Here is a 12,532-nt window from a genome sequence, read left to right as displayed (position 1 = left end):
GGAGACCCGATGAATATTCGATTGACCACGCTGGCCGCCAGCGTACTTCTGCTCAACTCAGCCACTGCCTTCGCTGCCTCCAGCGTCGACCTGACCGTCAAGGGGCTGATCGTGCCCAGCGCCTGTATACCCAGCCTGTCCGGTGGAGGTGTGATCGACCATGGCAAGATTTCCGCTAAAGATCTGAAACCTGACAACCCGACAGTCATTGGCAACCATACCCTGATCCTGGCCGTCAATTGCGATGCGCCGATCCAATTCGCCCTGCACTCGATCGATAACCGTGCATCCTCAGGTATCTCTTCGAGTTACGGCCTGGGCTTTATCAATGACACCCAGAAGCTGGGGGGATACAGCCTCACGCTTGCCAATCCACTGGCCGAGGATGGTGTAGTGGTGCAACCCATTGCATCGTCCGACCAAGGTAATACCTGGTTCAAAGAAAAGTTCTGGGATCCGGGCCTGTACATGTCGATCGCCGCAATGGATGACGACAGCCAGCCGCTACCTGTCAAAGACCTGCTGGTCGATCTGCAAGTGCAGACCTTCATCATGAGCACTGCCGGCATGGACCTCAGCAATGAGGTGACCATCGACGGCTCCGCCACCCTTGAAGTGAAGTACCTGTAACCCATGGCCGCCCACCCCTCGAACGCCGGCAGGCATGGGCTGCGCCTGGCGTTGCGCGTGCTCACGGCATGGGGGCGAAACGTGGCCATCGTGCTTGGCCTGGCCGCGATGACCGATACCCACGCAGCCTCGACCGTCGACCTCACGGTGACCGGCCGGGTGACACCGGATGCCTGCCACATCGAGCTGATGAATGACGGCATCATCGAGCATGACAAGATCCCCGCACATAGCCTCAACGTAGACGAGTTCACCGTGCTGCCCAGCCAGCTACTCGAACTGCATGTGCTCTGCGCCAGGCCCATGCTGTTTGCCTTGGTAGGCATCGACAATCGCGCCGACTCCTCGCTGGCCCCCGACTTTTTCTACGGACTGGGCAGAAACATCCACGCCCCCGAGGAGCGTCTCGGCTCCGTAGCGTTGTCCTATCGCAACGTAGTGGGCGATGCGCAGCCCATGCAGGTATTGGCCTCCACCAACAACGGGGAAACCTGGTCACCGGACCCCAACGCCTATCCAAGATCCTATATGGCCTTTGCACTGCTGGGCGACCGTCAACCGGACTTCATCAGCCAACTGACCGCGGAGCTTCAGGTGGTCACCGCCATCAATTTTTCGCAGTACCTGACGCTGGACCAGGAAGTCCCCCTCGACGGCTCCATCGTCCTGGATTTGCGTTACCTCTGACCGATACCTTTTGGCCTAATGGAAAACCCGTCATGACGACGACATTCTCAAACACCGCTGTCGGCCTTATCGCCCTGCTGCTGATACTCGGCAATCAAGTCAAAGCCGACGGGATGGTACCGGACACCTCCGTGGTGATCGTGTTCGAAGCCGAAGGCGAAGCGGCAGTGTCGGTGACCAACACCGACAGCCAACTCGCGCTGCTGCATGTGACCTTGCAGGATATTCCGGAAGACACCGAGCCGCTGCTGGTGGTGACACCGCCGCTGTCACGGGTCGAGGCGTCTAAATCCCAGTTGGTGCGCTTCATCCTGCAAAACCGGAAGCCGTTGCTCACCCAACGGCTTAAACGCGCAGTGTTCGAAGGCATGCCCCAAGGCCGTGCCGCGACCGCCGCCGGGCATGCCCGCGTGGGCGTGACCGTGCGCCAGAACTTGCCGGTGATCGTGCATCCCAGAGGCCTTGCCCCCAACCGCACGCCTTGGACCGACCTGACCTGGACCTTGCGCGACGGCCAGTTGCAAGTACGTAACGACACGCCCTATGTAGTGCGCCTGGCGCAGGAACTGCTGCTGTTGCCCGGCAACGGCAGGGCGATGCTGCCGCGCACTTACGTGCTGCCCGGCGAAGCCTTGAGCGTGCCGGCCAGCGGCGGGCAGGCCAACACGGTCAGGTTGCAGCCGGCCACTGTGTACGGCTTTGCGGTGAAAGCCTACGACGCACCGATCACCCTCTGACTGAAAACCGCAGGCGTCGCACCCCTGACCGCCGCCTGAATAACGAAGTGACGGCTCATTGACCGTCACCAGAACGCCTGGGCACACGGGGCCCGCGCGTTCACTACTCGAGTACCTTGCGTGAAAACAGTATTGAGTTACCGTGACGGCGAAGCCGTGCCCGACATCCCTGCCAACTCGACCTTGCCGCTGGTGTTGCTGCTGTGCGCGCTGATGCCCGCCAAGGCATGGGCCGAAAACTCCAGCGCCTCCAGCTTCGACGCCCAGACCTTGCATCAACGCGGCATTGATCCACAGCTGGCCAGCCTGCTGCTGGCAGCACCGCGCTTCGCCACCGGGCAACACACGGTCAATCTGCGGGTCAATGGTCAGCGACGCGGCCGGCTGGATGTGACCTTCGATCAGCAAGGCAACCCGTGCTTCGACCGCGAATTGCTGGACGCCGCCAACCTGGTGATCCCGAATGAAACGGCAGGTTGTCACGATTTTCTTGCGCAATATCCGCAAACCCTGGTTGAACCGGACCCGGCGACGCTGACGGTGTCACTGGTGGTACCCACCGAGGCGCTGCGCCCCATACAGCAGGATATCTCGGGGTACGAAACCGGCGGGTTTGCCGGGCTGCTCAACTACGACCTCAGTGGTTTCTACAACCGCTTCGGCGATGACACCAGCCGCTTTGGCTCGGCCAACACCGAGGTGGGGTTCAATGCCGGCGATTGGATCGTGCGCAGTCGCCAAGTACAGACCTGGCAGGATGGCCTGTCACGCAGCACCCACTTGCAAGCCTATGCCCAGCGCACCTTCGCCAGCCACCAGGCGGTGCTGCAGGCTGGGCAAATCAACCTGTATAACCCGGTACTGTCCGGCGCGCAGATTACCGGGGTGCAGGTGCTTACCGAGCAAGCCCTTCAAGAACAGGGCCAGGGTGCGCTGATCCAGGGCATTGCCAACAGCCCTGCCCAGGTGGAGGTACGACAGAACGGTGCGTTGATTCACTCCACCGTCGTGCCCGCTGGCCCCTTTACCCTGCCCGATGTACGTCGCTTGAATACGCGCTCGGACGTCGAGGTCACGGTCAAGGAAAGCGCCGGGGGTGAGCGGCGCTTCACCGTACCGGCGGCCATGCTCGGCCTTGGGTTGCCAGCACCGGGTTACTCCGTGGCCGCGGGCCGGGTGCGGAATGTGGGCGACGCCAAAGGCGAGGATCCGTGGGTGGTCAGTGGCGGCTGGACCGGTGCGCTGCACCCGCAGTTGACCCTGGGCACTGGTGTACTGGCAGCCAGCGAATACCGCTCGGTGGGCGCCAGCCTGGGCTGGTTGCCGTGGGTGGACAGCCAGATCCAACTGTCCACACAGCTGTCCAACACCCAGGCGTGGGAAAAGGTTTCGGGCGTACAGACCGACCTTTCCTGGTCCCAGCGCCTGGGCGAGCAGTGGTCGATCAGCGCCGCCAATTCCTGGCGCAGCATCGGCTATCGCGAACTTGAAGAAAGCACGTATGAGCGTGATGACAGCAACCGCGACGCCCGTTATCGCGACCAACAAAGCCTCAACCTGGGCTGGTCGCATCCGCTGCTGGGTGCGTTCAGCGCCGGGGTTGCGCGCTCGGCCAACTTCGCTGGCGACAGCAGCAGCCGTGCGCTGGCCTCTTGGGGCACGAGCATCGGCGCTGTGTCACTGTCGGCCAGTGCCGAGTGGCAAATGGGCGGTAGCCAGCAACAGGACAACGCGGTGTACCTCAATATCAGCGTGCCGTTGGGCGAAAGTCGCCGGCTACGTAGCTGGGTGCGCAATTCCGGCGGTGAGAACCGCACCGGCCTGGGCCTCACCGAACAGATCGACGACCAACTCAGCTATCGCGTCAGCGCCGAACACGACAGCAGCGACCATCAAGTGGAAACCACGCTGGGCGTCTCGGTACTGCCGCGTTACAGCCAGCTCGATTTCAGCTACAGCCGCGCTGATGCCGAACGCTCCAGTTATCAAGGCGGCGCTCGCGGCGGTGTGGTGATACATGGCGACGGCGTGACTTTTTCACCCTACCCGGTGCGCGACACCTTTGCCCTGGTGTCGGTCGGCGATATGAGTGGCATCAAGCTAAGTACCCCCAGCGGCGCGGTGTGGACCGACTGGCAAGGCCAGGCCGTGGTGCCGCAAGTCGCCGCCTACGGGCGCAGCCCAGTGGAAGTGCAGACACGTTCACTGCCGCGCAATGCCGACATCAACAATGGCCTGGCGATGATCTCGGCCGGACGCGGCGCCGTTGACCGAGTCGAATTTGGCATCAGCTTGACCCGTCGCATATTGCTCACCGTCAGCACCGACCAGGGTACACCTCTGCCTGCCGGAGCCTCAGTCAGCAGCGCCAGCGGCGAGTTCGTCACCTTGGTGCAGGACGCCAGCCAGGTGTTTCTACCCAACGTGCTGGACCAATCGACGCTGTGGATAACCACACCCGATGGCGGTCGATGCGAATTGCGTTACTCCCTGCCGGAAAAAGCCGACCCCACGGTGTACTTCGAAACTGCTCCCGCGCGTTGCCACGCGCCTTGAGGATCCCCGTCATGCCCTTCGCAACATGTATGCGCCAACTGTGCCTGTGGTTATTGATCGGCGGGGCCGGCACCGCCCACGCCTTGGAAGAATGCCAACTGAATGTCAGCGAATCCCTGATCGATTTCGGCTTGATGAGCCGCCTGGCACAAAGCGACAGTGCGCTGGAGCGCTTGCTTGGCGAGCGGCGCCTGAGCGTGACCATCAACTGTCCGCAAGCGCAAGATTTGAGCCTGTTCTATCGCGCACTGGCCGCTAGCCCGCAGCGCCTGCAATTTACCCCGCATGGCAGCTATGCCATCGAAGCCGGCAACGCCGTGCTCGATGGTCGCGCCGTAGAGTTGGGGCTGCTACCTGCTGCGGGCCAGGCGCCCGTGGCCAATGGCGCGGTGCTGGAATGGCGTTCCGGCCATGGCATCGCGCCGGTCGCACACGGTGCGGTGCTCAGGGGCAACACCCTGTCGTTGCAACTGACGCTGCGCGCCTGGGCCGACCCCGCTGCCACTCAAGTGCGCGACAACACCACCTGGGAAGTTTCCGGGATGTTGTACAGCGCACAAAACGGACGCTACCGGGAACTGACCGTGCGCGCGCACTTTGCGCCCATCGCCTGCCTGCCGACATTATCCGACCAGGGCGTAGTGGACTACGGCACCCTGTATGCCAAAGACCTAAATACCACCACTGAAACACCGCTGCCCATTCGCACACTGCGCCTGAGTGTGACCTGCGATGCGCCGATCCGCTTTGCTCTGCGCATGAAAGACAACCGCGACGGTTCGGCCACGGGCGGTACCGATGAAACCGCTTATGGATTGGACCTGGATGCCAGTCGCAACAAAATCGGGCGATTTTACCTGACTATCGACCCGGCCGAATTCAGCGCCGACACCTTGCCCGCGCTGTACCGCACCGACTCCACCAGCAACGGCGTGGCGTGGAGCAGTTCCACCGCGCGGCAAATCCCCATGGCCGCCAACAGCCTGCTGGGGTTTACCGACACGACGGGCGTCACCACCGGCCCGGTGGCCATCCAGACCCTGACCGGCACGATGCGTCTCAAGTCTTACCTTGCCCCCATGCAAAGCCTGGATCTTCGCGAGGTGGTGCATATCAATGGTTCCGGCACTATCGAAATCGTCTACCCCTGACCCGTCACTGTGAGGAACTCGTCCCGTGAAAACCCGCCTCTTTACCAGTCTGTTGCTGTTGACCAGCACGCCCTCTGTGCTAGCCGCCTCGGCGGTGGACCTGAGTGTCAAAGGCTTGATCACTCCCTCCGCCTGCTTGCCGCAGTTCCCCGGCGGCGCCCTGATTGACTACGGCAAGATTGCCCAACAGGACTTGCACCTGGCGACCGCCACGCGCCTGCCCGTCAAGACCCTGACCGTCGGCATCGCCTGCACGGGCACGGTTCGCTTTGCCCTGCGCATGCGCGACAACCGCGACGGCTCGGCCATGGTCGACAGCGAGATTTACTACGGCCTGGGGTTCGATATCAGCGGCAATCGCCTGGGGGTCTACTCCATGACCTTCGACCCACGACAGACCCAGGCCGGCAACATTGCGCAGATCTACGGCACCGAGTCCACTACCGGGGGACTGGCGTGGCGCACGTCCAACCTCAACCCCATCGACATAGGCTCCAGGAGCTACCTGGGCTTTACCGATGTGGAGGGCAGTGTCAGCGGGCCCGCGGCCATCGGTTTAATGCTGAGCACCGTCACCGTGCAGACGGTGATCAATGCTCGACAAAACCTGGACCTGAGCGTGGAAACCCCGCTCGATGGTTCGGCCACTCTGGAAGTGGTTTACCTCTAGAGCTTCTCGCTGGTGACCTGTACGTAGCGCGCACGACCGGCGCCCAGACCCGCGACAATCGCGCCCAGGCCGATCACCGCGAAGATCCAGCCGATAGCCGCCCAGCCGCCAGTCCAGTCATGCACCAGGCCAACCGCAAACGGGCCCATTGACGCCAGGGTGTAACCGATACCCTGGGCCATGCTCGACAGGTTGGCGGCGACGTGAGCGTCACGCGAGCGCAGCACGATCAAAGTCAGCGCCAGGCTGAAGGTGCCGCCCTGCCCCAGACCGAGCAGAATCGCCCAGCCCCATAAACCGTCCAGCGGCGCATACAGGCAACCGAACAGGCCACCGAGGGTCAGCAGCATCACCACCACAATCGCCAGGCGCTGGTCCTTGCCTCGGGTGGCCAACCACGGTGCGGCCAGGGAACTGAGCAGTTGCACGATGATGGAGCCTGAGAGCGCCAACCCGGCTTCGGTAGCACTCAGGCCACGTCCGATCAGGATTGACGGCAACCAGCCAAACACAATGTAGGCCAGGGACGATTGCAGGCCCATGTACAAAGTCACCTGCCAGGCGAGCGGGTCACGCAGCAAGCCTCTGACCCGGTAAGCCACCTGATGGGCACCGTGCTTTTGCCCCACTTGTGGCAACCAGAACAAGGCCGCCAGCAACGCCGGAATAACCCAAAAACCCAGACCGATGGCCCAGCTGTCTGCGAAATATTGGCTCAGGGGTACCGTGGCTCCCGCAGCCAACGCAGCCCCTAGACACAACGCCATGGTGTAGACGCCGGTCATGGCGCCCGCCTGCCTGGCAAAATCGCGCTTGACGATGCCCGGCAGCAACACGCCAATGATGCCGATACTCGCACCGGCAATCAGGCTGCCGGCGAACAGCCCCACTTCACCGAACGAACTGCGCAGGATAATCCCCGCGGCCAGGGTCAGCAGAATGCCCAGCACCACGCGCTCGGCGCCAAAACGTCTGGCCAGGATCGGCGCAGTGGGCGCGAACAGGCCCAGGCACAAGACCGGCAAAGTGGTCAGCAACCCGGCCTTCGCCGCAGATAACCCAAGGCTGCTGGAGACTTCAGCCAGCAGTGGCGACATGCTCGACAGCGCCGGCCGCAGGTTCAACGCCACCAGTACCAGGCCCAGCAGCAGGAGCCACGGGCGAACCACCCGCGGATGGGCCTGCTGAACGGCCTCGTCATCGGCTTCGGCGTCGATCAACAGTTCTTCGAGTTCAGTCGTACGTTTGGCTTCAAGGTTCATTGATCAACTGCCGGCAGAGGGATTTGGCACGTTCGGGGTCTTGATTTTCTACCGCGTCGAGCAAGGCGATATGCAGGTCGAATACAGCCTGGCGATGCGGTGAGATGTTCAGGGCCTGACGTAACTGGGCGCCGACGAGGCTATTCGCAGTTGCCTGCAAAGGCAACGCACCAGAGTGCCTGGGTAGCAAAAGAAGCAGCAGAGTGGCTATGCCAAGGTATTTGCGCGGTTTCACTCATATCGTCAACACGAAGCCAGAGGCGCTCAAGGCTTGCTAGCCGAAAAACAATAACCCCGGCACCAGGCCGGGTTTATGTGTTCAACCATTGATCAATGCAGTATCTGGCTCAAGAACAACTTGGTCCGGTCATTCTGCGGGTTGTCGAAGAAGTCATTCGGCGCCGCCTGCTCCACAATCTCGCCCTTGTCCATGAAGATCACGCGGTTGGCCACGGTGCGCGCAAAGCCCATTTCGTGAGTCACGCACAACATGGTCATGCCGTCTTCGGCCAGGCCAATCATGGTGTCCAGAACCTCTTTCACCATTTCCGGGTCGAGTGCCGAGGTCGGCTCGTCGAACAGCATGATTTTCGGTTTCATGCACAAGGCACGGGCGATGGCCACACGCTGTTGCTGGCCGCCGGACAGTTGCCCCGGAAACTTGTGGGCCTGCTCTGGAATGCGTACACGTTCAAGGTAGTGCATGGCAATTTCCTCTGCCTTGCGCTTGGGCATCTTGCGCACCCACATCGGCGCCAGCGTGCAGTTTTGCAGGATGGTCAGGTGTGGGAACAGATTGAAGTGCTGGAACACCATGCCCACTTCACGGCGGATCGCTTCGATCTGCTTGAGGTCGTTGGTCAACTCCACGCCATCGACCACGATGCGGCCTTGCTGGTGCTCTTCCAGGCGGTTGAGGCAGCGAATGGTGGTGGACTTGCCCGAGCCCGACGGCCCGCACAGCACAATACGCTCGCCCTGCTTGACGTTGAGATTGATGTCTTTCAACACGTGGAACTGGCCGTACCACTTGTTGACGCCCTGCATCTGAATAATGCCTTCAGGGCTCACCGGCTGTTTGATTGCTTGGCTCATTAAAACAACTCCTAACGCTTGTGGCCGGTGTCGAGCTTGCGTTCCAGATGCATGGAATAGCGCGACATACCAAAACAGAAAATCCAGAAAACCAGGGCGGCAAACACGTAGCCTTCAGTGGCCATGCCCAGCCATTTGGGGTCGGCGGCGGCTTGCTTGACGCTGTTGAGCAGGTCGAACAGGCCAATGATGATCACAAGGCTGGTGTCCTTGAACAGTGCGATGAACGTATTGACGATGCCCGGTATCACCATCTTCAAGGCTTGCGGCAAGATCACCAGGCCCATGCTGCGCCAGTAACCCAGGCCCATCGCCGCAGCCGCTTCGTATTGCCCCTTGGGGATCGCCTGCAAGCCACCGCGCACCACTTCAGCCACATAGGCCGACTGAAACAGAATCACGCCGATCAGGGCACGCAACAGCTTGTCGAAGTTCATGCCCTCGGGCAGAAACAACGGCAACATCACCGATGACATGAACAGCACCGTGATCAACGGCACGCCACGCCAGAACTCGATGAAGGTCACGCAAACCACCCGAATCGCCGGCATGTTCGAACGCCGTCCCAACGCCAGTACAATGCCCAACGGCAAGGCGCCGGCGATGCCCACCGTGGCGATCACCAGGGTCAGCATCAAGCCGCCCCATTGGCTGGTCGCCACGTTGCTCAGCCCGAACACGCCGCCATGCAGCAAGCAGTAGGCAATGATCGGGTACAGCAGCAAAAAGCCCAGGCCGTAGATCGCCTTGCGTGGAAAACGCGAGATGAACAACGGCGCCACGCCAACGATGGCCAGCCATACCGTCATGTCCACGCGCCAGCGCAGGTCGACGGGGTAATAGCCATACATGAACTGTCCGAAGCGCTGCTGGATGAACACCCAGCAGGCGCCCTCTTTGGTGCAATCGGCGCGCGTGGTGCCGACCCAGTTGGCGTCCAGAATCGCCCAATGCAGGATCGGCGGCACCACCAGGTACACCAGGTAGATCGCCAGCAAAGTCAGCAGCGTGTTAAGCCAGCTTGAGAACAGATTGGCGCGCATCCAGGCCACCGGCCCGAAGACTTTGTCCGGGGGTGGCATATCAGGTTTGAACGTATGCGTAGTCATGGGCGTTTCCTCACCGCTCGATCAGCGCAATGCGCTTGTTGTACCAGTTCATCAGCAGGGAAATGCTGATGCTGATCGCCAGGTACACGCTCATGGTGATGGCAATGACTTCGATGGCCTGGCCGGTCTGATTGAGCACCGTGCCGGCAAACAGCGAAACCATTTCCGGATAACCGATACCAGCGGCCAACGAGGAGTTTTTCGCCAGGTTCAGGTATTGGCTGGTCAACGGGGGAATGATCACGCGCAAGGCTTGCGGGATGATGACCTTGCGTAGCGTAGGCCCCGGGCGCAGGCCCAGCGAGCGTGCCGCTTCAGTCTGGCCATGGCTGACGGACTTGATGCCCGAACGCACGATCTCCGCAATGAAGGCCGCCGTGTACACGGTCAGTGCCAGGGTCAATGCCAGCAGTTCCGGAATCAGTACCCAGCCGCCGACGAAGTTGAAGCCGGCAAGCCTGGGCATTTCCCAATGCAGCGGTGCGCCGAAGATCAACCCGCACAACGTCGGGATCACAATCAATAGCGCCAGGCCCGTCCAGAATTTATGGAACGGTACGCCTGTCGCTTCAAAGCGCTTGTTGGCCCAGCGGGTCATCAGCACGATAGCCACGATAGCGACCACCACGCTGGCGACAAACGGCCAGAACCCATCGGCCGCCAGCGCCGCCGGCATGTTCAGGCCGCGGCTGCTGACGAAGAACATGTCACCAAAGTTATGGCTGTTGCGCGGCCCCGGCATGGTCAGGAACACCGCGAAATACCAGAACAGAATCTGCAGCAGCGGCGGAATGTTGCGGAAAACTTCCACATAGACCGTCGCCAGCTTGTTGATCATCCAGTTGGGCGACAGGCGCGCCACGCCGATGATGAAACCGAGCAGGGTTGCCAGCACCACACCAATGACCGTCACCAGCAAGGTATTGAGCAAGCCGATCACAAACACCCGGGCGTAGCTGTCCGATTCGGTGTAGTCGATCAAATGCTGCGCGATGCCAAAGCCGGCACTGCGCTCAAGAAAGTCGAAGCCGGAGGTGATGCCCCGGTGTTGCAGGTTGGTCTGGGTGTTGTGAAACAGGTACCAGCCCAGCGAGACCACCGCCACAATGGTGATGATCTGGAAGAGCCACGCGCGCACTTTGGGATCGCTGAAGCTGAGCTTCTGCTTGGGTGCGCCGATGAGATTTTGCATGGAATGCCCCGCAAGGAATGGAACAGAACATCACCCGGCGGTTGGCCCACCGGGTGATAGAACCATCAGCGATCAGCGCACAGGAGGTGCGTACTGGATACCGCCGTTGTTCCACAGCGCGTTCAGGCCACGGTCGATTTCCAGCGGGGTGCTCTTGCCCAGGTTGCGCTCGAACATTTCGCCGTAGTTACCCACTTGCTTGACGATCTGTACGACCCAATCCTTCTTCACTTTCAGGTCTTTGCCGTATTCGCCGTCGGCACCGAGCAGACGCGCAACGTCGGGGTTCTTGGTGGACTTGGCCTCAGCTTCAACGTTCTTCGACGTCACACCGGCCTCTTCGGCGTTGAGCATGGCGTAGCCCACCCAGCGCACGATAGCCAGCCACTCGTCGTCACCGTTACGCACCACCGGACCCAGTGGCTCCTTGGAAATGGTTTCCGGCAGCACCACATAGTCTTTCGGCGCCGCCAGCTTGCTGCGCTGGGCGAACAGTTGCGACTTGTCGGAAGTCAGCACGTCGCAACGCCCGGACTCCAGCGACTTGGCGCTTTCATCAGACGTGTCGAAGGTGATCGGGGTGTACTTGAGGTTGTTGGCGCGGAAGTAGTCGGAAACGTTCAGCTCAGTGGTAGTACCCGCCTGGATGCAGATGGTTGCACCGTCCAGTTCCTTGGCACTTTTCACGCCGAGCTTGTTGTTGACCAGAAAGCCGATGCCGTCGTAGTAGGTGATGAAGCCCGGGAATTTCAGGCCCATGCCCGCATCGCGGGAACTGGTCATGGTGGTGTTGCGCGACAGGATGTCGACTTCGCCCGATTGCAGCGCGGTGAAACGCTCCTTGGCGTTCAACTGGCTGAACTTGACCTTGGTGGCGTCACCAAAAACCGCAGCGGCCACGGCACGGCAGTAGTCAGCGTCAATCCCGAGGATCTTGCCGCTGGCATCCGGCACCGAGAAACCCGGCAAGCCGTCACTTACGCCGCATTGCACAAAGCCTTTTTTCTGCACGGCATCCAGGGTGGCACCCGCCTGGGCTAAACCACTGACACCCAGTACAGCCGCCGCTGTGACGATGGCCAGGGTGGACTTCAATACCTTCATTACATACCTCCAGTTGCTCTTGTTGTGTCCAAGCTCCAACCTCAGCGCACCCTTATGAGGCGATATCGACCCGTGTTAGCTTTTTTTGGGGTCAAGCAGCATGAGGTTTTTGCGGTAATTCCAGTTGCTTTCCCACCGGCGGCAGTCACTGATAGTGTTACCGCCCTGGGAGAGTTCTGACATCCACCTACACATAGCAAGGCGCGTACCAGAGTGCTGGCCGAGTCGCTGCCCGTCCTGTTCAGTGGTAAAAGATTCAACCTTGCGACATTCTCTTAACAGATCAACCTGTCGCGCACCGTCCCGACGCCCCCAATCCAAGCGTGCGCACATATATGG

Annotated in this window: 11 protein-coding genes and 1 pseudogene; 6 read left to right on the top strand and 6 right to left on the bottom strand. The window is 61.0% G+C overall.

Annotation, left to right across the window (positions count from 1 at the left end):
* Positions 1-9: 9 nt before the first annotated feature.
* From LJX92_RS05000 to LJX92_RS04975, 6 genes are all read left to right on the top strand, one after another.
* On the top strand, positions 10-630 hold the full coding sequence (locus tag LJX92_RS05000; RefSeq protein WP_032877658.1) for a DUF1120 domain-containing protein: 621 nt from the start codon (positions 10-12) through the stop codon (positions 628-630).
* Positions 631-633: 3 nt separating this feature from the next.
* Positions 634-1,317, top strand: a complete 684-nt coding sequence (locus LJX92_RS04995; RefSeq protein WP_223017612.1) for a DUF1120 domain-containing protein — start codon at positions 634-636, stop codon at positions 1,315-1,317.
* Positions 1,318-1,349: 32 nt separating this feature from the next.
* On the top strand, positions 1,350-2,054 hold the full coding sequence (locus LJX92_RS04990) for a fimbria/pilus chaperone family protein (protein ID WP_032877660.1): 705 nt from the start codon (positions 1,350-1,352) through the stop codon (positions 2,052-2,054).
* A gap of 132 nt (positions 2,055-2,186) precedes the next feature.
* Positions 2,187-4,610 (top strand): fimbria/pilus outer membrane usher protein, encoded by a 2,424-nt coding sequence (locus LJX92_RS04985; RefSeq protein ID WP_416309142.1) that lies wholly within the window; start codon positions 2,187-2,189, stop codon positions 4,608-4,610.
* An 11-nt stretch (positions 4,611-4,621) separates the two neighbouring features.
* On the top strand, positions 4,622-5,761 hold the full coding sequence (locus LJX92_RS04980) for a DUF1120 domain-containing protein (protein WP_216090776.1): 1,140 nt from the start codon (positions 4,622-4,624) through the stop codon (positions 5,759-5,761).
* A 25-nt stretch (positions 5,762-5,786) separates the two neighbouring features.
* Entirely contained in the window at positions 5,787-6,431 is a 645-nt protein-coding gene (locus tag LJX92_RS04975; protein ID WP_103733360.1) for a DUF1120 domain-containing protein, read from the top strand.
* Here LJX92_RS04975 and LJX92_RS04970 read toward each other — a convergent pair.
* The 6 genes and pseudogenes from LJX92_RS04970 to LJX92_RS04945 all read right to left on the bottom strand — a co-directional run bounded on the left by LJX92_RS04970 (position 6,428) and on the right by LJX92_RS04945 (position 12,193).
* Complete coding sequence (locus tag LJX92_RS04970; protein WP_148853487.1) at positions 6,428-7,693, bottom strand: CynX/NimT family MFS transporter; 1,266 nt, start codon at positions 7,691-7,693, stop codon at positions 6,428-6,430. The genes LJX92_RS04975 and LJX92_RS04970 overlap by 4 nt on opposite strands.
* Positions 7,683-7,838 (bottom strand): annotated as a pseudogene (locus tag LJX92_RS04965) (GntR family transcriptional regulator); the annotation flags it as partial. The pseudogene LJX92_RS04965 and the gene LJX92_RS04970, both read right to left, overlap by 11 nt.
* Positions 7,839-8,023: 185 nt before the next feature.
* Entirely contained in the window at positions 8,024-8,788 is a 765-nt protein-coding gene (locus LJX92_RS04960) for an amino acid ABC transporter ATP-binding protein (protein ID WP_005785051.1), read from the bottom strand.
* Positions 8,789-8,799: 11 nt separating this feature from the next.
* Positions 8,800-9,897, bottom strand: a complete 1,098-nt coding sequence (locus LJX92_RS04955) for an amino acid ABC transporter permease (protein ID WP_228309369.1) — start codon at positions 9,895-9,897, stop codon at positions 8,800-8,802.
* A gap of 10 nt (positions 9,898-9,907) precedes the next feature.
* Positions 9,908-11,089 (bottom strand): amino acid ABC transporter permease, encoded by a 1,182-nt coding sequence (locus LJX92_RS04950; RefSeq protein WP_228309368.1) that lies wholly within the window; start codon positions 11,087-11,089, stop codon positions 9,908-9,910.
* A 72-nt stretch (positions 11,090-11,161) separates the two neighbouring features.
* Positions 11,162-12,193: an amino acid ABC transporter substrate-binding protein gene (locus tag LJX92_RS04945; protein ID WP_032877669.1), complete on the bottom strand. Its 1,032-nt coding sequence runs from the start codon at positions 12,191-12,193 to the stop codon at positions 11,162-11,164.
* Positions 12,194-12,532 lie beyond the last annotated feature (339 nt).

It is taken from the genome of Pseudomonas sp. HN8-3 (genome assembly GCF_020790195.1).
Taxonomy (GTDB): domain Bacteria; phylum Pseudomonadota; class Gammaproteobacteria; order Pseudomonadales; family Pseudomonadaceae; genus Aquipseudomonas; species Aquipseudomonas synxantha_A.
This window is presented reverse-complemented; position numbering and strand designations above follow the sequence as displayed.